At 61.3% G+C, this 23,193-nt stretch carries 16 protein-coding genes and 1 pseudogene; 6 read left to right on the forward strand and 11 right to left on the reverse strand.

Features of this window, described 5'->3' with window-relative positions:
• Positions 1–83: 83 nt before the first annotated feature.
• Positions 84–1,460: an MFS transporter gene (locus tag KUA23_RS13135; protein ID WP_252994089.1), complete on the forward strand. Its 1,377-nt coding sequence runs from the start codon at positions 84–86 to the stop codon at positions 1,458–1,460.
• Here KUA23_RS13135 and KUA23_RS13140 read toward each other — a convergent pair.
• From KUA23_RS13140 to KUA23_RS13165, 6 genes are all read right to left on the reverse strand, one after another.
• Positions 1,407–2,282, reverse strand: a complete 876-nt coding sequence (locus KUA23_RS13140; protein WP_252994090.1) for a LysR substrate-binding domain-containing protein — start codon at positions 2,280–2,282, stop codon at positions 1,407–1,409. The two genes, KUA23_RS13135 and KUA23_RS13140, sit on opposite strands and share 54 nt — an antisense overlap.
• 133 nt (positions 2,283–2,415) lie before the next feature.
• A complete protein-coding gene (locus tag KUA23_RS13145; protein ID WP_078048212.1) occupies positions 2,416–3,585 on the reverse strand; it encodes a hypothetical protein in 1,170 nt (389 codons plus the stop codon).
• 85 nt (positions 3,586–3,670) lie between these two features.
• A complete protein-coding gene (locus tag KUA23_RS13150) occupies positions 3,671–5,311 on the reverse strand; it encodes a dipeptide ABC transporter ATP-binding protein (protein WP_252994091.1) in 1,641 nt (546 codons plus the stop codon).
• A 2-nt stretch (positions 5,312–5,313) separates the two neighbouring features.
• The gene (locus KUA23_RS13155) at positions 5,314–6,150 is read right to left on the reverse strand and encodes an ABC transporter permease (protein WP_078048214.1); all 837 of its coding nucleotides are present in this window, start codon (positions 6,148–6,150) and stop codon (positions 5,314–5,316) included.
• On the reverse strand, positions 6,147–7,100 hold the full coding sequence (locus KUA23_RS13160) for an ABC transporter permease (protein ID WP_099493384.1): 954 nt from the start codon (positions 7,098–7,100) through the stop codon (positions 6,147–6,149). The genes KUA23_RS13155 and KUA23_RS13160 overlap by 4 nt, the downstream gene beginning before the upstream one ends.
• A gap of 43 nt (positions 7,101–7,143) precedes the next feature.
• The gene (locus KUA23_RS13165; protein WP_252994092.1) at positions 7,144–8,787 is read right to left on the reverse strand and encodes an ABC transporter substrate-binding protein; all 1,644 of its coding nucleotides are present in this window, start codon (positions 8,785–8,787) and stop codon (positions 7,144–7,146) included.
• Between the two features lie 235 nt (positions 8,788–9,022).
• Between KUA23_RS13165 and KUA23_RS13170 the strand changes: the two genes are divergently transcribed.
• A complete protein-coding gene (locus KUA23_RS13170) occupies positions 9,023–9,952 on the forward strand; it encodes a LysR substrate-binding domain-containing protein (RefSeq protein WP_078048216.1) in 930 nt (309 codons plus the stop codon).
• A gap of 467 nt (positions 9,953–10,419) precedes the next feature.
• On the opposite strand, the gene KUA23_RS13175 is transcribed toward KUA23_RS13170, so the two are convergent.
• Both KUA23_RS13175 and KUA23_RS13180 read right to left on the reverse strand, forming a co-directional pair.
• Positions 10,420–11,724, reverse strand: coding sequence for an ATP-binding protein (locus KUA23_RS13175; RefSeq protein WP_099493821.1), 1,305 nt, complete (start codon positions 11,722–11,724; stop codon positions 10,420–10,422).
• A complete protein-coding gene (locus tag KUA23_RS13180; RefSeq protein ID WP_078048218.1) occupies positions 11,721–12,461 on the reverse strand; it encodes a response regulator in 741 nt (246 codons plus the stop codon). Before KUA23_RS13180 ends, KUA23_RS13175 begins: the two co-directional genes overlap by 4 nt.
• Positions 12,462–12,710: 249 nt before the next feature.
• Between KUA23_RS13180 and KUA23_RS13185 the strand changes: the two are divergent.
• Positions 12,711–13,036, forward strand: a pseudogene (locus KUA23_RS13185) (sigma 54-interacting transcriptional regulator); the annotation flags it as partial.
• A 67-nt stretch (positions 13,037–13,103) separates the two neighbouring features.
• Here KUA23_RS13185 and KUA23_RS13190 read toward each other — a convergent pair.
• Positions 13,104–14,516 (reverse strand): aminotransferase-like domain-containing protein, encoded by a 1,413-nt coding sequence (locus tag KUA23_RS13190; RefSeq protein WP_078048219.1) that lies wholly within the window; start codon positions 14,514–14,516, stop codon positions 13,104–13,106.
• A gap of 123 nt (positions 14,517–14,639) precedes the next feature.
• Between KUA23_RS13190 and KUA23_RS13195 the strand changes: the two genes are divergently transcribed.
• The 3 genes from KUA23_RS13195 (at position 14,640) to KUA23_RS13205 (ending at position 17,690) form a co-directional block, all read left to right on the forward strand.
• Positions 14,640–15,272 carry a LysE family translocator gene (locus KUA23_RS13195; protein WP_252994093.1) on the forward strand — a complete coding sequence of 211 codons (633 nt, stop codon included), beginning with the start codon at positions 14,640–14,642 and terminating at the stop codon, positions 15,270–15,272.
• 82 nt (positions 15,273–15,354) lie between these two features.
• The gene (locus KUA23_RS13200) at positions 15,355–16,413 is read left to right on the forward strand and encodes a diguanylate cyclase (RefSeq protein ID WP_100490876.1); all 1,059 of its coding nucleotides are present in this window, start codon (positions 15,355–15,357) and stop codon (positions 16,411–16,413) included.
• A gap of 47 nt (positions 16,414–16,460) precedes the next feature.
• Entirely contained in the window at positions 16,461–17,690 is a 1,230-nt protein-coding gene (locus tag KUA23_RS13205; RefSeq protein ID WP_252994094.1) for a M20/M25/M40 family metallo-hydrolase, read from the forward strand.
• A 213-nt stretch (positions 17,691–17,903) separates the two neighbouring features.
• Here KUA23_RS13205 and KUA23_RS13210 read toward each other — a convergent pair whose 3' ends face one another.
• Entirely contained in the window at positions 17,904–18,266 is a 363-nt protein-coding gene (locus tag KUA23_RS13210) for a hypothetical protein (protein ID WP_214497692.1), read from the reverse strand.
• Positions 18,263–23,065 carry an RHS repeat-associated core domain-containing protein gene (locus KUA23_RS13215; protein ID WP_252994275.1) on the reverse strand — a complete coding sequence of 1,601 codons (4,803 nt, stop codon included), beginning with the start codon at positions 23,063–23,065 and terminating at the stop codon, positions 18,263–18,265. Before KUA23_RS13215 ends, KUA23_RS13210 begins: the two co-directional genes overlap by 4 nt.
• Between the last annotated feature and the right edge of the window lie 128 nt (positions 23,066–23,193).

Raw genomic sequence — 23,193 nt, forward strand, 5'->3', positions numbered from 1 at the left:
GCAAGCCCGCTCACCACAACATCCCGCTCGCTACAAAAGTTCGCTTTTCGTTACTCCGTCAAGAACAACAATAGGAGAACACCATGACTGCTCAATCGATCAAAATCGACGACCTGCCGATCGGCCGTTTTCACCTGAAAATCGCCGGCCTGACCTTCGGCGCGCATTTCACCGACGGCTATATCCTCGGCCTGATCGGTATCGCCTTCACCCTACTGAGCCCACAGATGCAACTCGATGCCTTCTGGCAAGGCCTGATCGGCGCCTCGGCCATGATCGGCCTGTTCCTGGGCAGTCTGTTTTTTGGCTGGATCTCCGACACCCTCGGTCGGCAAAAAATCTTCCTGGTCAGCTTTGTGCTGATCACCGTGGCCTCGGTCATGCAGTTCTACGCCGAAACGGCCATGGGCCTGCTGCTTTGCCGCATCCTCATCGGCATTGGCCTGGGTGGCGACTTCAGCGTCGGCCACGCCATGCTGGCCGAGTTTTCACCGAAGAAACACCGCGGCGTGCTGCTCGGTTCGTTCAGCGTGATCTGGACCTTCGGCTATGTGGCCGCGACCTTTGTCGGCACCGCCATGCTCAGCCTGGGCGACGATGCCTGGCGCTGGATGCTGGCGTCGTCGGCAATACCCGCCGGCTTGATCCTGATCGCGCGCATCGGCACCCCGGAATCGCCGCGCTGGCTGGTCAACCGTGGGCGCATCGCCGAGGCCCGCGCCATCGTCAAGAAACACCTTGGCGAGCACGTGGTGCTGGATGAAGAACCGTCGACCCAGGCCCGCTCTGGCTACGGCGTGCTGTTCAGCCGTGAATACCGCAAGCGTACCGCGTTCAATTGTTTGTTCTTCGTGTGCATCGTCATGCCGTATTTCGCGATCTATACCTTCCTGCCGTCGATCCTGCAGAAGATGGGGCTGTCCCAGGGCTTTGGCACCGAGTTGCTGCTTAACCTGCTGCTGATTGTCGGTGCGCTGATTGGTATCTGGTGCACGGTGAAGTTCTCGCGCCGGGGCTTCTTGATCAACGCGTTCATCATCCTTGCGGCGGCATTGTTTCTGTTGGCGGTGTTGCCGGGGAGCCTGGCGTGGTTGATGGTGCTGACCTTCGGCATCTTTACCTTGGTGCTGTCGGCGGTGAGCAATCTGGTGGGGGTATTCCCGGCAGAAAGCTTCCCAACCGAAGTGCGCGCCAGTGGCATCGGCCTGGCCACGGCGGTCAGTCGCCTGGGCTCGGCGATCAGCACCTTCCTGTTGCCGGTGAGTGTGGCCGGGATCGGCTTGAGCCCGACCATGGGCATTCTCGCGGCGATCCTGGTATTTGGCGCGATCATTTCCTGGGCCTGGGCGCCAGAAACCAAGGCGTTGACCTTGAGCCAGGCGTGCAAGGCCGAGGCGCCCCCGGTGTCAGGGGTTGCTGACCTGGCCCAGCCACTGCGTAAACAACCGCACCTTGGATAAACCCTGTTTGTCCGTCGCCACATCCAGCCAATAGCCATAGGGGCCGATCACCTCCACGGGGGTGATCGGCAACAAACTGCCGTTGGCCAATTCCCGTTCGATCATCTGCCGGTCGATCACCGCCAAGCCACCGCCTGCCAGGGCGGTATGGATCACTTGGTCAAGGGTGCTGAATTCCAGGCCCTGGTCGGCATCGATATCCTCCCGGCCCATGGCCGCCAACCAGTTCTCCCAGACCTTCAAGCGTTTGCCGTCGTGCAGGATGTGCAGCAACGGGGAGCGCCGCAGGTCCGGCGGCTGGCCGTCGGTGAACAACTCCGGGCTGGCCACGGCGATGTGGCGTTCCATCACCAGCAGTTCGCTGCTGCACTGGGCCGCCGGTGCCAGGCCGAAGCGGATCTGGCAGTCGATTTCCGCGAGGCTGTCGTGGGTCGCCTGGTGGGTGACGCTGAGGTTGATGTCCGGATAACGCTCGCAGAAACGCCGCAAGTGCGCGGATAACCAGCGCGTGGCCCAGGTCGGCGGCGCGACCACGCGCAGGCGCTGGCGCAGGTTGGGCACGCGCACGGCTTGCAGGGCGCGCTCGATGTGGTCGAAGGCGTCGCTCAAGTGCGGGGAGAGGGCGAAGCCGGCTTCGGTGAGGGACAGCCCTTGAGGGGTGCGGATGAAGAGCGCAACGCCGAGGTAGTCTTCCAGTTGCTTGATCTGCCGGCTGACCGCACCCTGGGTCACGTTGAGGCCCACGGCAGCCTGGCTGAAGCTGCGGTGGCGGGCGACCTCTTCGAAGACGCGCAGCATGGTGAGGGCAGGGAGGTGGCGCATGGTTTGGGTTCCACACTGTATTTTTAGAGTGTTGGTGCTGGCTTCTTCGCGGGCAAGCCCGCTCCCACAGGGGAATGCATCCAAACTGTGGGAGCGGGCTTGCCCGCGAAAGCGTCAGAACTAAAGACGCCTGTTAGAAGTAATACCCAATGTTCATGTACAGCTGATTCTCCCACTGGTTGCTACCCCCAGCCCCCAGGCTCTGGGTATAGCTGCTGCCACCAATGTACGGGTCGTTCTTGCCGATCAACCACTCGGTGGCGATCCACAACTTGCTGAACGAGAACGACGTGCCGAGGATCACCCGCTGCGACGTCTTGAACTCATCGGCAGATTTATCAAAGGCGCTGTAGTTGGCATACAGCTTCACACCGCTGACCTGATCCCACAGGTATTTGCCGCCCACGTCGTAGCTCAAGTCGGCCACATAGAGGTTGCCGCGACTGGCGACGTTGAAGGTGCCGTCATAGCCGCCCAGGGTCACCACTTCGTCAGTGCCGGCATTGCGCGGCGACATCTGTTGGCGTGCCGCCTGCAATTGCAGGCCCCACGGACCGTTTTTGCCCAGGTAGTGGATGGCCACGGCGTTGCGGCGGCCGTCGTTGCCGGTGTCTTTGTTTTCCAGGGTCGAGGTCAGGCCCGACAGGCCCACTTCGGACTTCCAGTCGCCCAGGTCCAGGGCCTTGGCCACGCGCAGCACCACCGTGTTGCGTTCCTGGTTGTCGCTGCCGTCGGCCACATAGCTGTCGGCGCCGGAGACCACGCTGGAATAGGTCACGCCCTTACTGGTGCCCTTGCCTTGCCAGGCCGGGCGCAGGTAATAGCCGGCCTGGATATTCCAGTCGCCGGTCTGCTGCACGTACTTTGCGCCGACCTGCTGCACGTCTTCCAGGCCGATCACGTTGCCCAGGGTTTCGTAGAAGGTGCTGCCGAAGTAGGGCTGCAAGCCGAATGGCACCGTGTTCAAACCCACCTGCACTTGTTGCTCGGGGTTGAACTTGTAGCCGACCCAGGCGAACTTGGCGAACTGGATATCGCCGTAGTTCTTGGTGTACTGGTAAGGGTACGAACGCCCGTAGAAACGGTACTGCGCCTCGCCGATCCAGCTGTCGGAGTTGTACTTGGCGCTGAGGAATACGGTGTCCAGGCCGAACTTCTGGATATCGCGGTCCGGGTCGTAGTCCCAGCGCGCACGGATGGCGCCGCCGAGGTCGAGGTTGTCGGTGACCTGCACGGCCATGGCCGGGCTCGCCAAGGCGCCGAGCACGGGGATGAGGGTGAAGTAGCGCATCGTTGGTCGCATGGTTTTACTCTCGTTTTTAGTTTTTTTGGGGCAACAGCAGCCCGTTGCCGCAGCGAACGCTGCGACGCGGGGAAAAGGGTTGGGCTCAGTGCGTGGCGGGGCGGATCAGCCGCAAGGGCGGCCCGGCAGCGGGCAGGTCGGACGCACCCGGCGCCGCCGCCAGCAGTGCCTGGGTGTAGGCATTGTGCGGACGCAGCAGTACCTGCTCGGCGGTGCCGTACTCCACCACTTCGCCTTGGCGCATGACCGCGATGTGGTCGCTGATCTGCGCGGCCACCCGCAGGTCATGGGTGATGAACAGGATGCTCAGGTTCAGTTGCTGCTGCAGCTCGGCGAGCAATTCCAGTACCTGTTTTTGCACTGACACATCCAGCGCCGAGACGCTCTCATCGGCAATCAGCACTTGCGGGCGCATCGCCAGGGCGCGGGCAATACCGATGCGTTGGCGCTGGCCACCGGAAAACTGCCGGGGCTTGCGCTGCAGAGCGTCGCGCTTGAGCCCGACTTGTTCGAGCAAGTCGCCGGCCTCGGCCCAGGCGTCCTTGGCCGACAACCCACGCAATTGCGCCGCGCGGGCAATGATGTCGCCGACGCGGTGGCGTGGATTCAACGAGCCATACGGGTCTTGGAAAATCATCTGGATCCGCCGCCGATTGGCCGCCAGCGCGGCGCCGCTGAGGGCCAGGAAGTCGGTATCGCCAACCCACACATGGCCGCTGTCGCTGTCCACCAGGCGGATCGCCGCCTTGACCAGCGTGCTCTTGCCCGAGCCGGACTCACCGACAATTGCCAGGGTCTTGCCCCGTGGCAGGTTCAGCGACACATTGCGCAGCGCCGCCACCGAGCGGCCGCCGACGGTGTAGGTCTTGGTCAGGTGCTCGATGCGCAAGGCCATTTCGCCATCGACGCTCGGCACATGCAGTTCGGGGTGCAGCGCCGGCACTGCTGCAATGAGTTTGCGGGTGTAGGCATGGCCCGGCGCGTTCAGCACCTGGTCACGCTCGCCGATTTCCACCAGGCGGCCGCCTTCCATCACCGCGATACGGTCGGCAATCTGCGCCACCACGCCAAAGTCATGGGTGATAAACAGAATGCCGTGCTGGCCGCGTCCACGCAGGTCACGCACCAGTTTCAGCACCTGGGCCTGGGTGGTGACGTCGAGGGCCGTGGTGGGCTCGTCGGCGATCAGCAAGTCCGGGTTCATCGCCAACGCCATGGCGATCACCACCCGCTGGCATTGGCCGCCGGACAACTGATGGGGAAAGCTGTTGGCAATGCGTGGCGGGTCCGGCAGCTGGGTGGATTCCAGCAGCGCGAGCATGCGTTCACGGCGCTCGGCGGCGGGCATCTGCGGGGCATGGATGTCGAAGATTTCTTCGACCTGCTTGCCAATGCGAATCGCCGGGTTCAGCGCCGCCATGGGTTCCTGGAAGATCATCGCGATGCGGTTGCCACGCAGGGCGCGCAGGCGGGCGTCGTCCAGGGTGCAGATATCCTCGCCGAGAAAGTCGATCACGCCCCCGGCATGCCGCAGGCCTTTGGCGTAATCGCCCATGATCGCCGCCGACAGCACGGATTTGCCCGAGCCGGACTCGCCGATCACACACAGGATTTCACCCTTGCGCACCTCCAGGCTGATGCCCTGCACGGCGTGGCGGCGGTCGGCGCCGATTGGCAGTTCGACCGAGAGGTTATCGACCCGCAACACGGTTTGATGGCGGCTCATGTTCAACTCCTTGCGCCTTGCTGCGCGTGTTCATCCAGCCCGTCGGCGAGCAGGCTCAGGCCGAGCATCAGGGTGGAGATGGCGATGCACGGGAAGATCACCAAATGCGGAAAGGAAATGGCCATGGCGCGGCCGTCGTTGATCATGCCGCCCCAGTCCGGGGTGGGCGGCGGCAGGCCGAGGCCGAGGAAACCCAGGGCGCCGATCATGATCGCGGTGTAGCCGATACGCAGGCAGAAATCGACGATCAGCGGGCCGCCACAGTTGGGCAGGATCTCCACCAGCATGATGCGCAGCGAGCCTTCACCCTGGGTGATGGCGCTGAGCACGTAGTCGCGCGAGCGTAGGTCGATGGTCAATGCACGCATGATGCGGAAGATCGCCGGGGCGCTGGTGAAGGTCACCGCAATCAGGATATTCAGCGCCGACGCACCGAGGGCGATGATGATCACGATGTACAGCACCAGCACCGGGAACGACAGCACGGTGTCGGCCACGTAGGACAGCACTGCGTCGACCCAGCCATTGAAGTAACCGGCGCACAGGCCCATGGCGATGCCGACGGCAAAGGCGGTGAGGGTGGCGAGGATCGACCAGAACAGCACCGTGCGCGTGCCCCAGATCAGGCGCGAGAGGATGTCGCGGCCGATCATGTCGGTGCCGAGCAGGAAGCGGGCGCCGTCTTCCCCGGCGGTCATCGGCGAGAGCAGCGGGGTGAAGCTTTCCAGTGGGTCATGGGGCGCCAGCCATGGCGCGCAGAGGGCGACCAGCACCCAACCGCCGACCAGCAGCAAGCCGAGCAGGGCCAGGGGATGCTTAAAAGCGTTGAGCAGGTTCATTGGCGGCCTCCGCCGAGACTGCGCAGGGTGATGCGCGGGTTGAGCCAGGTGTAGGCCAGGTCCGAGAAGATCTTGCTGATACCGACCACCACGCCGCTGATCATCGCGCAGGCTTCGATCAGGTAGACATCGTGGTTCAGCGACGCGGTGTAGAGCAGCGAGCCGAAGCCCTTGTAGGCGAAAAACACCTCCACCACGATCACGTTCGACAACAGCCACGGGATGTACAGCATGATCACCGTGACCGGCGCGATCAGCACGTTGCGCAGCGCATGGCGCAACACGATGCGCGGGGTGGACGCGCCCTTGAGTCGCGCGGTACGGATGTACGGCGCCTGCATCACCTCGACCATCGAGGCGCGAGTGATACGCGCCAGATAGCCGATGCCGAACAGGCACAGCACCATCAGCGGCAGCACCAGTTCCACCGCGCTGAAACCGTCGCTCATGCTGCTGACACCGGGCAGCCAGTTGAGCCAGAACACAAAGATCGCCGAGACGAACACCGCGCTGGCGAAGTCCGGGATCGAGGTGGTGACGATCGACAGGAACGACACCAGCCGGTCGACCGGCGAGCCCTGGCGAATCCCCGCGAGGACGCCCAGGGTCAGCGCTACCGGAACCATCACCAGCAGGGCCAGGCCGGCCAGGGTCAAGGTTTGCCACAGGTTGGGCAGCAACAGCTTGAGCACCGGTTCACGGAAGTACACCGAGGTACCCCAGTCGCCGCTTACGAAGTCCTTGAGCCACACCAGGTAGCGCCACACGAAAGGTTGGTTGTAGCCGTGTTCCAGCAGCCACGCCGCGCGTTGGTCGGCGGCGGAGTAGGGGCCGAGGACGTTGATTGCTACGTCCTCGATATTCAGCTCCAGCGCCAGGAACACAATCAGCGACACCGACAGCAGGGTCGCCAGCAGCATCAGCAGTTTGCGCAATAGAAAATGAGCCATCAGGTGCATGCTCCGACAGGGAAGGGGTCACAGCGCTTATAAATCAGGCGCTCAGCCAGACATTGCCCATGGGATAGAAGTCGGAAGGGTGCACCTGGAAGCCCTGCACCTTTTTGCTCACGGCGGTGAACTTGTCGCCCCAGAACGGCTGCACGATCACGCACGCGTCCTGCAGGATCTGCTCGACGCTTTGCATGGCCTGCGCACGTTGTTTCGGGTCGATGATGCCCATGGCCTTGTCCAGGGCCGCGTCGAAGGCCGGGTCGCTGTAATGGCTTTCGTTCCAGGCACCGCCGCCGCGATAGGCCAGTTCGAGGGACATCACCCCGAGCGGGCGATGGGCCCAGTAGGTGAGGCTGAACGCGGCCTTGTCCCAGATTGGCCAGTACTGCGCGGCGGGAACGACCTTGAGGTTGATGCGGATGCCGGCTTCCAGGCAGTTCTGTTGCAGGATCTGCGCGCAGTCCTGCTCATAACGGCCCTGGGTGTTGCCGACGATCAGGTCAATGTCCAGGCCATTGGCAAAGCCGGCCTCGACCAGCAGTTTTTTCGCCGCCGCCACATCGCGCTCGCGCTTGGGCAGGGGGAAGTATTCGGGGTGGGACGGCGCCACGTGATGGTCTTCACCCAGGGTGCCCATGCCGCGATAGGCGACCTTGAGCATCTGGGCGTTGTCGGCGCACAGCACCACGGCTTTGCGCACCCGCACATCGGTAAACGGCTTTTGGTCGCAGGCCATGCGCATCACCACGGTCTGCGCCGATTTACAGCTCAGCAGTTGCGCGCCGGGCAGGCGCTTGGCCAGGTCGAGTTCGGCCACGGTCACGCGGTACAGCACGTCGACCTGCCCGGCTTGCAGGGCGGCGAGGTGAGTGGACACGTCGGTGCCCATGTCGATGTAGCGCAGTTCGTCGAGGTTGGCGGGCTTGCCCCAGTAATCGGCGCGCTTGGCGAAGGTGGCCTGCTTGTTCACCGCAAACGACACCAGCGTGAACGGCCCGGTGGCCAGCGGGTTCTTGGCCCAGTCATCGCCGGCCTTGAAGCTGCGGTGCACGAGGGCGCAGGTGAAGGCGTTGAGCATCTCCGGGATCGCCAGGATCGGCCGCTTGAGGTGCAGGCGGAACTGGTAGTCGCTGACTTTCTCGAAGGCCTTGATGTCCTGGAACGCGGTGCGGTTGACCGACTTGGAATCGGCGGCGATCCAGCGTTGGATATTGTGCTGCACGTCGTCGACGTTGAAGCTGTCGCCGTTGCTCCACTTCACGTCCTGGCGCAGGTTGAAGGTCCAGGTGGTGAGGTCCTCGGAAGGGCTCCAGCTTTCGGCGAGGTAAGGGTGGGTGATGTTATCGGCATCGACCCAGGTCAGGTACTCCAGCGAGTTGCGCAGCAGGTTCGAGGCTTCAATCCAGGTGATCAGCATCGGGTCCTGGATTTCCTGGATGGCGCAGGCAAACCGCAGGCTGCCACCTTGTCGGGCCGGCGTGCCATCGGCAGCCTGGGCGTCGTTGCCCAGCAGGGCCGAGCCGATGAAGCTGGAGGCACTGGCCACGGTGATGCCGAGCAGGGCGGCGGTGCGCAGGAATTGGCGACGGTTGATCTCGCCGCGTTGCACCTGGGTGCACAAGGCGTCGACGGCGGGGTGCGGCGCGTTACCGTCCAGGGTCGCAAGAACGTTGGAGTCGGACATGGGGCTGCTCTCATGTTGTTTTTATTAGAGATGGCCGCAGTTTTGTCATCCGCGCAAAGATCGACAAACGATAAATTCAGGGGTTAAACGTTCGTTAAACGCATGTTAGTCCGCGCCATGGGTGCAAGGCGTCGAGATAGACGCGCCGGTTGATACAAAAAATCATGTTGGCTAGGAAATTCCCTCTGGCTCATGGGATGCTTGGCACCTCGTCAGCCGTCTTCGAGTGCCCTTCATGAAACGCAAAATGCCCGGTCTCAATGCCCTCAAGGCCTTCGAAGTGGCCGGCAGTACCGGCAGTTTTACCCGGGCTGCCGAGCTGTTGAACGTGACCCAGAGTGCGGTCAGCCGCCAAGTGCGGCAGCTGGAAGAACAGCTGGGCGAGCACCTGCTGGAGCGGCGCCACCACCACCTGGAACTGACCAGCGCCGGTCGCGTATTGCTGCGCGCACTGCACCAATCGTTCGACAAGATCGAGCTGACGGTGCGCAGTATCCAGCAGAAAACCCACTCCAACCGCCTGCACATCAACGCACCACCGACCTTCACCAGCCGCTGGTTGATGCCGCGCCTGGGGCGTCTGCGCGAGGCTCATCCCGAGCTGGAGTTGAGCATCACCACGTGCCTGCAGGACAGCTTGGCGCAGACCAGCACCCTCGATTGCGCGATTCGTTTTGGCAATGGTGAGTGGGATGGGTTGGACAGTTCTCTGTTGATTCAGGAGCGGCACATTGCGGTGTGTGCGCCGTCGCTGTATGCCCGTGAGTGCAGTGATGGGGTGGACCTCAATCGCATGACGTTGCTGCATGTGTTGGCCAGTGAGGACCAGCGTTATCTCACTTGGAAGCACTGGCTGGACGCGGCGCGTATTCAGGGCGTGGACACGCAGGGGGGGTATGAATTCGATTTGTTGGACCTGGCGATACGCGCGGCTACCGATGGGTTGGGGATTACGATTGCCGACTGGCATATGGTGGCGGCGGAGTTGGCGGCTGGGCAGTTGACTCAGGTGCTGAATGTGCATGTGGAGGGGCATCAGTCGTATTGGTTGGTGACCCGGCCGGAGCAGACGGATATGCCGCAGTTGCAGGTGTTTGGGCAGTGGTTGCAGGAGGAGATTTGGTTGGCGCAGCGGCAGTTGGAGCCTTCTACGGCGGTTAGCTGATGGGGGGTGGGGTGTTGGTAGTGATTGAGTACATATCCGTTATTTGGGTAACGGCTGCTTATGGTTCCGCCCTTACGGCGGCTCACTTTGGAAAAGCCCCAAAGTAAGCAAAGGGCTCTTGCCCCAACACTCGGCACCTCGCTTAGGCTCGGTGTGCCCGTAATCCGACAGTGATTTGGGGGGCCGCCGCCACGCGCCATCCATGGCGCGGGGCGGCTAAACCGGCATCCCTGCCGGTTTACCCCCCAAATCCCTGTCGAATTCCGGCCAGCGTGTTTGACGGGGCGCCTAAGATCAAAAGCCAGATCAAGATCAAGAGCGGCGCGCTTCGCATCGTGGGTACGCGGTGGGTAGGCGGTTTTGTAGGCCGGCTTGCCGGCGATGGCATCGATTCGGTCTGGCTGATTACAACGGTGTCTGTATCGCCGGCAAGCGGGTTCCTACGTGGGTTTTTAAGGGTTGCAACGTCACAACTTGATCTTGATCTGTGCGCACAATCCGCCTTCTGCGCGGTTGCTCAAGGTTAGGGAACCTCCGATGGCCACGGCCAGTTGTTGCGCGATTGCCAGGCCCAGGCCGGTGCCGCCGGTGCCGCGGTTACGTGAGCTTTCCACGCGGTAGAACGGTTGCATGACCTGCACCAGTTCGTCCTCGGCAATGCCGGGGCCGTTGTCCAGGACCTTGATTGACAGTTCGCCCTCGGCCGTCGAGCCGACTTCCAATTGTGCGGCACCGGCGAATTTGAGGGCGTTGTCCACCAGGTTGACCAGCACCCGCCGCAGGGCGTGGGGGCGGGTGTCGATTACCACGGCGCTTTTGCCGCTGAGGCTGACCTGTTTGTGCATGTCCTGGTAGTCGAACACCAGGCTGTCGAGGAAGGCGTCGAGGTTGAGGCGGTGGCTGGCTTCGGTGGCGCCGTGGACGCTGCGCGCGTAGGCCACGCCTTCGCGCACCAGGTGTTCCATCTCGCCCAGGTCGCTCCAGAGTTTGTCGCGTTCGGCGCAGTCGTCCATGAGTTCGGCGCGCAGTTTCATGCGGGTGATCGGGGTTTGCAGGTCATGGGAAATCGCCGCCAGGATCTGCATGCGTTCCTTGAGGTATTCGGCGATGCGCTGTTGCATGGCGTTGAACGCGACGGCGGCGTGGGCCACTTCGGTGGGGCCTTTTTCGTCCAGCGGCGTGGGGTGGGCATTGGGGTCGAGGGTTTCCACGGCGCGGGCCAGGCGGGTCAGTGGGCGGATGGCCAGGCGCACGGCGAACCAGGTGCAGCCCAGCAGCAGCGCCAGTTGCAGCACCAGCACCACCGGCAGCCAGTACGCGACGGGCAGGGCGGCGGGACGTACGTCGAGGGTGATCGGGCTGCCATCGGCCAGGGTCAGGTGTGCCTGGAAGTGCTTCTGCATACCGGGAATGTCGCGAAAGGTCAGCGCGTAGTGCTCGCCCAGCGCATCCGCGATCGACGTGGCGGCCATGGGCATGTCGTCGCTGCGCATCGGCTCGCCGGTTTCGCCGGCATTGAGCAGGTAGCGGTAGTTCTGCCGGTCGAGGCGCGGCAGCCAGCTGGCGCGTTCGTTGGCGGGCAGTCGGTCGAGGATCGCCACCGAGGTGGCTACGTCGTTTTCCAGGTTGCCGAGCATGGCGGTACGCGCGCTGATGTAGCGCTCGTAGAACTGCGCACTGAACGACAGCCCATGGGCGCACACCAGGCTGATCAGGAAGATCAGCGTCAACTGCGATGCAAGGGTGCGCGGCCAACCTAATCTGAAGCTCATTGCTCGGCCCCGAGGATTTCCACCGGCAGGGAGAACACATAGCCCTCGCTGCGCACGGTCTTGATATACGCGGGTTCGCGGGCGTCATCCAGCAGGCGTTGGCGCAGACGGCTCACCAACAGGTCGATGGAGCGGTCGAACAAATCGGCATCGCGGCCTTGGGTCAGGTTGAGCAATTGGTCGCGGTTGAGCACGCGCTGGGGGTGGTCGAGGAACACCCGCAGCAGGCGGTATTCGGCGCCGCTCAGGGCCACCAGGGTGTCGTCTGCATCGAGCAGGTGGCGGGCGGTGGTGTCCAGGCGCCAGCGGCCGAAGCGGATCAGCCGGCCGGTCTCGCTCACCACCAGGTTTGGCGGCAGCATCCGCGTGCGGCGCAGCACCGCGTTGATACGCGCCAACAGTTCGCGGGCGGCGAAGGGTTTGACCAGGTAATCGTCGGCGCCCATTTCCAGGCCGATGATGCGGTCGGTTTCATCATTGCGTGCGGTGAGCATCAATACCGGCGTGGCTTTGTGCTTGCCCACCCGCAGCTCGCGGCACAGCTGCAGACCGTCATCGCCGGGCATCATGATATCCAGCACGATCAGGTCCACCGGGGTGGTGTCGAGGAAGCTGCGCATCTGGCGGCCGTCGGCAACCACCGTGGTGCGCATGCCATTCTTCTTCAGGTAGTTGCCTACCAGCTCGCGGATCTCCCGGTCGTCATCGACGATCAGGATGTGATCGACATGATCCATGCTGCCTTCCTCGTTAAATACGGATTGGGCCGCAGTCTAGCCACTGGCGACGGCCTTGCCTTGTGCCCTTTGTATTGCAGTGTATCTGGTGATAAGGAGATACACGACGAAGCAAAATTGCCGGCACGACAGGCTCTATTCCGCAGGGTTGCCGATAAACGGTTATGTACTAATGAATTTTTAATATTTCTAGTTATATGTGTCGCTGGGTAACGTCGCCGCTACTTTGTCTATCTCGCCGCCGGGAAATTGTTCACGAACCATCCCCACGGGCAGCCCACGCCGATCCTGACCTTGCCCCAGGGTGAAAAAGACCCGCTGTCGATCCGCGCCAAGGCCCTGGTATTTTCCGACCCGCGCTCGCTGCAACGTTCTCGGGAGCGTCGGGGCGGCGTATCGGCTGGTTTGAAGAAGCCGATGGTGGCACGTTGTTCCTGGATGAAATCGGCGACCTGCCATTGCCCCTGCAGGTGAAGTTGCTGCGAGTGTTGCAGGAACAGGAGGTGGTGGGCGTAGGCTCGCGCAAGCCGATCAAGATCAATATCCGCCTGGTGACCGCCACCAACATCGACCTGCGCACGTCGGATCTGCTGGGGATCACCCGCAACGCCATGCGCACGTTGCTGGTCAATCACGGCATGCTCAAGGGGCGTGCGAAGCCCTGAGCAGCAGCGACTCAAACACCTGTTGCACCTGCGGCTCATCGCTGTGGGCCACATTGAAACGCATCGAATCACGATGCCCCGGGTCGTTGCCGAACAGCACGCCCGGCGCCAGCACCATGCCCTGTTTCAACGCCGCCTGGGCGAGCAATTCACCGCTCACTCCCGGCGGCAAGCGCGCCCAGATGAACATCCCGCCCTCATAGCCCAGCGGCAGTTCGCAGCCGCACCGCTTGAGCCATTGCTCGACGCGCCCACCGGCCTCCATCAAACGTTGCACCGTACGCTTGCGATGCTTGGCGTAGCTGCCTTCGCTGAGCATTCGGTAGACGATCTGTTCGAACAATTCCGAGGTCAAGCCGCCGCTCATCAGCTTCATGTTGGTGAGGTTGGCCGCCAGTTGCGGCGCGGCCACCACATAGCTGACGCGCGCGTTGGCGCTGAGAATCTTGGAAAACCCCGACAGGTAGGTGACCTGGTCAAGGCCGGCGAGGGCGGCCAGGCGTGGTGCTGGGTTGGGGTGCAGGTCGCCATAGAGGTCGTCCTCGACGATGTGGCACGCGTAGCGCTGGGTCAGTTGCAACAGTCGAAACGCCTGGCCCGGGCTGAAGGAATGGCCAGTCGGGTTCTGCAGGACGCTGGTGGTGAGATACAGGCTGGGCCGGTGTTCGGCCAATAGCTGTTCGAGGGCCGTGAAGTCAAACCCGTCGGGACGGCGCTGGATTGTCACCACCTTGACCCCGTGCAGGGCCAGGTTGGCGTGGAAGTTGAAATAACACGGCGCATCCAGCAGCACCGTGTCGCCAGGCCGTGCCAGCAGGCGCATGAGCATGTCCAGGCCTTGCACGGTGTTGGGGGTGGTGATGATCTGCTCCACCGGCACCGACAGGCCTTCGCCGTGCAGCTTTTGTTGCAGGGCCTGGCGCAACGGCAGCAGCCCGGCCGGTGTACCGAGCCCGGCGATGCGCAATGACGGCGCGCGCACCACGCTGCGCATGGCTTGGCGAATGGCGTCACTGTCCAGCCAGGCCTCGGGCAAGTGGCCGCTGCCGGGGCGCAGGTCGCCGGAGATCGTCGCGAGCGGGCGCCGCAGTACGCTGAGCAAGTCCTGGGGCAGTAAATCCACCCAGTTCGTGGTGGCCGTATGGGTGCGATCGATAGCCACGAAGTAACCACGGCCCTGGCTGGAGGTGAGCAGGTGGCGCCCGCGCAGGCGGTCGAGGGCTTCATTCAGGGTGAACTTGCTTACGCCCAGCACCTCGGTCAGTTCGCGCACCGACGGCAACTTGCTGCCCGCAGCCCATTCGCCGTTTTCGATGGCCTGGCTGAATGCCTCGACAATCTGTTGCACCTTGGGGGTACCCGCCACAAAGGCGATGGCCGATACGAACATGGGACTTCCTTATCTTTACAGGTGATTTTACCGGTGAAGTTCGGGCGGATTAGGCCTCACTTTACCTGCCCCGCGCAATGCCAAGTGCCTAGACTGCCCGCTCTCTTCCCCAGGTCTTCGGCCATGACAAGTGCGTTAACCCTCTCTTCGTTCCTCTACTTTCTGTTGTTTTGCGCCACCATGACGTTCAGCCCCGGCCCCATGACCCTGCTGCTGTTGAGCCTGGGCCTGCGCGACGGCCTGCGCAGCTCGATTCCCGCGCAGATCGGCGCCAGTGTGTCGTACCTGATTTCGATCCTGATCTTTGCCGTGGGCTTTTCCGAGCTGATCAAGGGCCACCCTGGTATCACCCAGGCCATCCAGGTGATCGGCGTCGCGTACATCCTCCACCTTGCCTACAAACAGTGGACCAGCAGCGGCGTAGTGATCGAACGGATCGGCCATGTGGAAGCGTCGCGCAGCTTGTTTGGCAAGGGCTTGCTGACGGGGTTTTCCAACCCCAAGACCCTCATCATGTTCAGCGCGGTATTCCCCCAGTTTGCCGGGACCGGTGAGCACGGTTCGAGACTGGACGTCGCCATCCTCGGGCTGACCTTCCTGGTGCTGCAGTTCGCCAGCGGCTGCCTGTATTGCTATTTCGGCCAGCGCATCAAGCACGTGCTGGAAGACCCCAAGCGCCGTGTGCTGTTGCAGCGCATCACCGCCGTGATGCTGCTGGGCGTGGCGTTGATGCTGGCGCGGGGCTTTGCACACTGAGCGTTTTGAACGCATGAGCGGTAGTGGCGAATTGCCGGCTCCCTGATAGACTCCAGGCATTCACACAGGATCTCACTCCGCCATGTCAGCTGCAGAAGGAAACGGACTTCCGCTCGCTTCACGGCTGTATAAATCCCGCACCCTCGGGTTGACGCTTGGATGTGTCTGCGTGGTGTTCGGGATGTATCCCCTGGACCCCGCCTGGTGGGTGTGGGCGTGGATGCTGATCAACGCGTTTGCCTGGCCGCACCTGGCTTATCAACTGTCCCTGCGCAGCGCCAACGCCCTGCGCAGCGAACGGCGCAACCTGCTGTTCGACTCGTTTTGCGGCGGGTTCTGGGTCGGCGCCATGCACTTCAACCCGCTGCCGAGCGTGACCACCTTGTCGATGATGACCATGAACAACGTGGCCATCGGCGGCCCGCGCTTCATGCTGGCGGGGTGGGTGGCGCAGGCGCTGGGCATCGGCGCGGCATTGTTGGTGTTCGCCCCAGCATTCATTGCCGTGACTACCCAGGCGCAGCTCTACGCCTGCTTGCCGATCCTGATGCTGTATCCGCTGGCCCTGGGCTGGATCTGCTACCGCCAGGCGGTGACCCTGGCGCGACACAAGCGCGAGCTGTTGGCGCTGAGCCGCACCGACAGCCTGTCCGGCCTGCTCAATCACGGTGCCTGGAAGGACCACCTGGAAATCGAGTTCCAGCGCTGCCGCCGTGGCTCGGCCGGCGCCGCCATCGCGTTGATCGACATCGATCACTTCAAGGTCATCAACGACACTTACGGCCATGTCACCGGCGATATTGTCCTGCGCCAACTGAGCAAAGTGCTGCGCCAGAACCTGCGCGCCACCGACCTGGCCGGGCGTTACGGTGGCGACGAGTTCTGCGTGATCCTGCCGGACATGGCCCTCAACCGAGCCACCGAAGTGATGGATGCGTTGCGCGACCGCTTCAACGCCCTGGCCTACGCCCAGGACCCGACCTTACGCGTCAGCCTGAGCATCGGCCTGGCGCCGTATCAACCGAACCATGCAGATTCGACAAGCTGGTTGAACGACGCCGACCAGGCCTTGTACGAGGCCAAGAGCAGCGGGCGAAACCGTGTGAGTTCCGTGCAGGGGAGTTGGTTGCGATCGATCTAGTGGGGTAGGGTGTGGCAGCCCCTCCAACAACAATCAAGGATCGGTTCATGCTCTTCACCTTCTCCCGCACCCTCCTGGCCGCCACCCTGGCCGTGTCCTTCGCCGTGCCGGCCTACAGCGCCGAACCCCATAAACAGATCCAGGCACAATCCGAACAGTACAAGGCCGACGCCCTGAAACTGCTGGAGCGCCTGGTGAATATCGACTCGGGTTCTGGCTATGAGCCGGGCCTGACGCAAGTGCGCGACATTGCCGTCGATGAGCTGAAACAGCTGGGCTTCTCCATCGAGCTGGTGCCGGACAAAGCGGCCAACAACAGTCACGTGGTGGCCACCCTCAAAGGCACCGGCAAGGCCAGGATCCTGCTGATGGCGCACATGGACACGGTGTTCAAGGAAGGCTCGGCCGCCGAGCGCCCGTTCCATATCAAGGACGGTCGCGCCTATGGCCCGGGCGTGATGGATGACAAGGGCGGCATCGTCGCCGGCATCTACGCGCTCAAAGTCCTCAAGGACCAGGGCTTCAAGGACTACGCGCAGATCACCTTCCTGCTCGACGCCAGCGAAGAAACCGGCTCCGACGCCGCCTCCGAACTGATCCGCAAAACTGCCAAGGCCCACGACGTCACCCTCAACCTCGAACCCGGCCGCCCCGCCGACGGCCTGGTGGTATGGCGCAAAGGCAGCGCCACCGCCGTGGTCGAGGTCAAAGGCAAAGCCGCCCACGCCGGCGTCGCCCCGGAACTCGGCCGCAACGCCGCCATGGAAGCGGCGCACCAGATCCTGCAACTGGGCAAACTGGGCGACGAAGAGAAGAAAACCACCATCAACTTCACCGTCATCAAGGCCGGCGACCGCACCAACGTCATCCCCGACCAAGCCACCGCCAAGGCCGACGTACGCGCGGCCTTGCCAGAAGAATTTGACCGCATCGAGAAAGACCTGGCCCGCGTATCGGCCAATAAACTGATCCCCGAGACAGAAGTGAAGACCTCCCTGCAGCGCGGTCTGCCACCGATGCCACAGACGCCGGAGTCGGACAAATTGGTCGCGATTGCCCAGGGCATTTATGGTGAATTGGGTAAGACGTTGACGATTGAAGGCAGCGGTGGCGCGGCGGATGCGAGTTTGTCAGCCGGGGTAGGGACGCCGACGTTGGATGGGTTCGGGATTGTTGGCGGGAATATTCATACCCCGGAGGAATATGCGGAGGTGGAGAGCGTCGCGCCGCGGGTTTATTTGTTGAGTCGGATGATTATGGAGCTTTCGAAACGGTGATTTTCCGCTGAATGACACCCTTTTGTAGTGAGCAGGCTTGCCCTGCGTTGGGCTGCGCAGCAGCCCCAAAATCAGACAATGCCGGTTCACCTGAGAACACCCATCGCCTGGATTGGGGCCGCTTCGCGGCCCAACGCGAGCAAGCGAGGGGTGGTACTAAGTTGAATGGTCTTCAATGCTTGCTATTTGTGGTAATACTATTCAGTTCCTACGTTATTTTTTATGTAATTCTGTCTCGTTTCGGTAACTCTTGAGACGTTCAAGCAGTACTGCCATGAATGCTCTTTTGTTAGTTATCTCGTCTTCGAAGTATGTGTCAAATAGATAAAAGATAGATTCAAAATCTTCCTCTTTCGATAGGTAATGCTCAATGGTTTCTATAAACCAAACCTGCTCATCCTCCTTGTATGAGAGGAATTCCGGTTTGGTTAAAATGTCGAATAGCTCTGAAAGTTCAGCTTTGCTATTTACATTTTTTGAAGTTATGACTTCTTCTCTTTCTAGATCTTTGGTGTTTTCTGTGCTGTAAGTAAATAATAAGCCTTGCAATATCGCAAGGTCTGGTTTTCTTTTCATCTGTCGAATTCCGTATAGGCTGTGATTGGTTTTCCATCTGTGTTTAAATGCACAACTGCTTTAGTTTGCTTTCCATATTCTAGTCCTTCTCTTTTATATCCTTCGCCGATAATTTTCCCCATATCCATAGGTCTTGAGGTTTCTGCTCGGCCATTGAGTTTAAATATCAGAATAGCTCGCTCAATTGCATTAAATTGATCTCTGTGACTAAGAAAGTGCGTGGCAGCACTTGGTGGTCTTGGTGTGCCTGCTCTTCTTCCTCTGTCAAAGATCTCGATCTCGCCAGTAGTCGGATTTCTAGCCGTTGTTACCCGCTCAAGTTGGGACGCCAATGAGGTTTGAGCCCCATGTTTTTCCAAGAAGTGTGCTCCTGGAATTGATGTCTCAAGCTCCGCTAATCGTCGATGAATGTTTGACTCAGCCAACTCATCAATTCTTGTTTGACGCTCAGCGCGCGTTAGTTGTGGTAAAGCAGGCTCTCCGTCATTGACGTTTAGCGCAGAGCTTTGAGAAATGGCGCCTTGCTTGCAACCATCTCCGCCTGGGCATGTACTCAAGCCTAGCGGATCTATCCACCCCGTAGGGTTGGGCGCGTACTGGTAGGCGTTGATCCCACCCGCCAATTTCACCGGGTCTGGCGTGAGGTAACGACCAACATCCGGATTGTAGTAGCGATGACGGTTGTAATGCAGCCCGCTTTCTTTATCAAAATACTGGCCCTGGAAGCGCAGCGGGTTGTCGACTTTTCCTATGTCGAGACGGCTGATTTCGCCATACGCGCGGTAATGCGCGGACCAGACGATTTCGCCATCCGGGGCGGTGAGTTCCTGTGGGGTGCCGAGGTGGTCGAGTTGGTAGTGGTAGGGCTTGGTTTCCTTTGGGCCGAAGCCTTCCAGCAGGGCCAGCGGGCGGAAGCTGTCGGGTTCGTAGAGGTAGCTGCGGTGGCGGTTCGCGTGGTGCTCGGCGATGAGTTTGTCGCCCTGCCAGAAGAACTCGGTCGTTATGTCATCAACGGTTTTGCTGATGCGGCGGCCAAATGGGTCGTAGCGATAGCTAGCGGTCTGGCCATTGGGCGTTTTAACGCCGATCAGCCGATGCTGGCAGTCGTAACGGTATTCGGTGACGAGTTGATGGCCTTTGCCGCGTCGTTCGCGGATGAGGTTGCCGAAGGCGTCGTAGTCGTAGTGGTGGTCGCCCTGGATCATCAGGCGGTTGCCGGCGATGATGTCGGGGCCGGGGCGGTTTTGCATGAGCAGGTTGCCGGCGGGGTCGTGGCCGAAGCGTTCTTGCTCGTCTTGGGAGTGGTCGGCGCGGGTGAGGCGGCTTAGGGGGTCGTAGTGGTAGCGGTGATCGCCTTTGCGGGTGTCGAGCAGACGGGTGAGGTTGCCGGATTTGTCGTAGTCGTAATGACGGCGGTATAGCGGGCCTTCGGCGTCGTTGATGCTCTGGGTGAACAGGCGTCCCTGGTGGTCGTGTTGGTAGTGGCTGAGCAGTTGGCCTTGTTGGCGTTGCTGTTCGCGACCCGCAGTAAAGAGGTGCGAGGTGAGTACTGCGCCGTTCAGTTCGACGGTGGCGAGGTGACCGCCTTTGTCGTGATTAAAGGTGAGGCGGTTGTTGTCCGGCAGGCGCAGGTTTTGCAGGTGGCCGCAGGCGTCGTAGCCGTAGCGCAGGGTGCCCCAGCCTTGGTGTTCGGCGGTGAGGCGGTTTTGAGCGTCGTATTCGTAGGCCAGGGCCCAGTGGCCGTCTTCGACGCTTAGGAGATTGCCCTGGCGGTCGTAGGCGTAATCAACCTTGTTGCCATCAGGCAGGGTTTTTCTTACGAGCCGACCGGCATGGTCGCGCTCGTAGCGGGTAACGAGCTGACTGCCGTCATCGCCGTGTTCGGTCTTTTCCTGCAGGTTGCCGTTGAGGTCGTAGACGTAAGCCGTGCGCTGACCGTCAAACCCGGTTTCCTGTTGGATCAGGCCATTGGCGTGATACTGGAGTCGGTAGGTTTCGCCAACCTCGTTTTCGATCTCGGTCAGCAACAAACGCGCGTTGTCGTAACGGTATTTGACCTGGCTGCCATCGGCATTGATGCGGCGGCTGATCAGGTGCAGGCCGTCGGCGTATTCGTAGCGGGTGACGTGGCCGAGTTCATCCCGTTCGGCGGTGATTTTTCCGTACGCGTTGTAGCTGTATTCCCGTGTGGCACCGCCGGGCTGAGTCAGTTTAAGCAAGCGGCCTGCTGCGTCCCATTGATACTGGGTCAGCGCTCCATGCTCGTCCTCACGCGCTACTCGCCGTCCAAGATCGTCATAGCGATAGCGCTTGAATCCCCCATTCGGCAACTGCTCCTCAAGCAACTGCCCACGCTCATTCCAAACCAGCCGATGACAGCTGTGATCGGGCAGCAAAACCTGCGTCAGTTGTCCTCGTTTGTTGTAGCTGTACTCAGTCGAATTGCCGTCAGGATCGACCTTGCGAACAACATCGCCCCGGTCATTGCGCTCATACTTCCAAACCGCTTCACCCCGGCGCACAACCCGTACGAACCCGTTGTCATGCTCGTAGGTCGTTGGCTCATCGTCCCCCGGAAACAACGCCACCAAACGTCCGGCTTCGTCGTACTGGTACGCCGTGATCGCGCCCAGCGGATCCTGCTCAACCGTCAGCCGCCCGTTGTCATCGTAGGACTTGAAGTGCTCGGCCCCGTCCGGATCCACCCGCTGCACCAGCCGTGCGCGCTGGTCATGCACGTAGACTTCCTGGCTGCCATCGGCGTTAAACACCGTGACCTGCCCGTTGTCGTCCCAGGCATAGCGCGTGTCCATCTGCGAAAAGCTCGCCCAATGCCGAACACACCGCGCCGCCTTGCCAGCCCGTTCCCACTCCCAGTAGAAACTCGCCCCACCGGCCAGGCCGCGCTCAAGAATGACGTGCTGATCGTCGTACCGATAAACCTCGCTTTCGCCGACAGCGTTAGTCGCTGAAATCAGTCGGCCAAGGTCGTCATAGGCGTAGGAAACAACCGTCTGTTCCGTCACCCAAACATACGGACCCTCGTCCACGATGCGTTGAATTTGGTAGTCCACCGCCACAATCCGGCCCGATGCGTAGCGCAACAACAGCGAGCGCCCCACGCCGTTATCCAGGCGTTCAATGCGCCCCAGAAAATCCCGGGCAATACGCAGCCGGTTGTCATACGCGTCGCTGATCGCTGTCAGCACACCGTCGCGGAAGTGGTAGAAACGTGACGCCTGAGCCAGCACCAGTTCATCGGGCAACGACCCGAGATAGATCGCCGCTTCAGCCAGGCTATTGGTGATTGCAGGGCGTGAAACCGTGGGCAAGGGCAGGGTGGTCGAGCGATTTTCATGATCGGTCCACACCACCGAATCACCGGAAATACTCAGCCGATGGGCCAGCGAGTGACTCCAGCCAAACCCCAGCCCGCAGTCCATTTCCACTGCACTGGTGCGGTACAACCGGGTCCACTCAAACGGCAAAATGCCGTCCAGCACCCCATCGGTGAGGGTCAGCAATTCTTCGCCCGTGACCATCGACACTGGGCAGCCGTTGGTGGCTGTCTTGTCGGAAGAGGCGGCCGCATCCCCAGCCGGATTCTTAGCAACAGCCGGCAAGTCATCCACGGGCTCTTGCCGCACCAATACCGTCCGTTGCGTGGTCTTGTCCCGAACCATCGGCACCGGGTTGGAAACCAACTGATCCCCAGCCTTCAACGGCGCATCCGGAATCACCTTGATCGGTGTCCCCGCGCTCCCCAGCAACAACGGTTTGGCCGCTTCGACATGCGCTTCCAACCGAGGTCCGACCAGGTGATCGGCCAGCTTCTCCAACCACTGGCGTGCCCGGCCAGACTTGATATGACTCATCACCTGGGCACCCAGGCGCACCGTCACACCCATTGCCCCCATGGCCCTTATCAGCAACAGGCCGATCAACACCTCGCCGGTGATTTCCCCCATCACCTCGTTCATTTCTTGCGGCGGCAACATCCGTATCCAGCTGGAAATCGCCGACACATAAATAAACATCAGCGGCTCATCGCTGAGTACCAGCAGGCCGCGGGCAATCGAGTCTTTGCCGAGTTTCAGCAGTTCATCCAATTCGGTCTGGGAGATGTACCGCAGCAACGTCTCACTGTGGGTCTGGATATCCGCCAGCAGGTCGAACAATTGCGTGAAATTGTCCCAAACGCTGTAAAGCGCCTTACCCATTCCGTAAAGAAACGCCTTCTCCAGCATCCTGCGCTGATCAAGTGGATTGGCGTCTGTGTAGTCCTTCCACTGGGCCTTGAAGGTGCTCTCCCACTCTTCGCGCAGGCGCACTTCCAATGCATCAATCACCGATTGATAAGAGGCATACAGCGCCTTGATGTGGTCCTTGGAAACATTGGGGTAGAAATTGACCTGGTAGCGCTGGTCGCGCTCACACTCGTCGATGTCGAGAATGCCGCTCGGGCCGATGGTCTTGTGGATCGGCTCGCCCAGTGGGCCGCCGTTGAGGTCGACGCGCTGCAACACCACCGGCGTGTTGCCGATGGGTACAAATTGCGTGCTTTGGAACATGTGCACCAGGGTCAGCTTGCCGTTGGCCTGGCAAGTCGCGACGGTGCTGCTCGGGAACAGGGAGCGGTTGATCGGCGCTACTAGCGCCACTTCATCCCCCACCTTGAAGACCTGTTCGATATCCAGCGCGGAAAAGCTCCAGAAGCTTTCCGCCCAGTCATCAAAGGTGTTCAGGCATTCCCGGAAATCGCGAAAGACGCTCTCGACATCGACCGTCTTCACATCCATTGGGGTCAGGGCCAGCCTGCCAATGGCCGGGTTCAAGAACCCGCTCCAATCAGAAAATCCATCTGCAATCCCTCGCGCTGTGTAGTCAGGCGAGGGACTTTGCGGACCTTTTCAGGGGAGGGGAGTAG

Origin of the sequence: Pseudomonas pergaminensis, assembly GCF_024112395.2 — a bacterium.
GTDB lineage: Bacteria > Pseudomonadota > Gammaproteobacteria > Pseudomonadales > Pseudomonadaceae > Aquipseudomonas > Aquipseudomonas pergaminensis.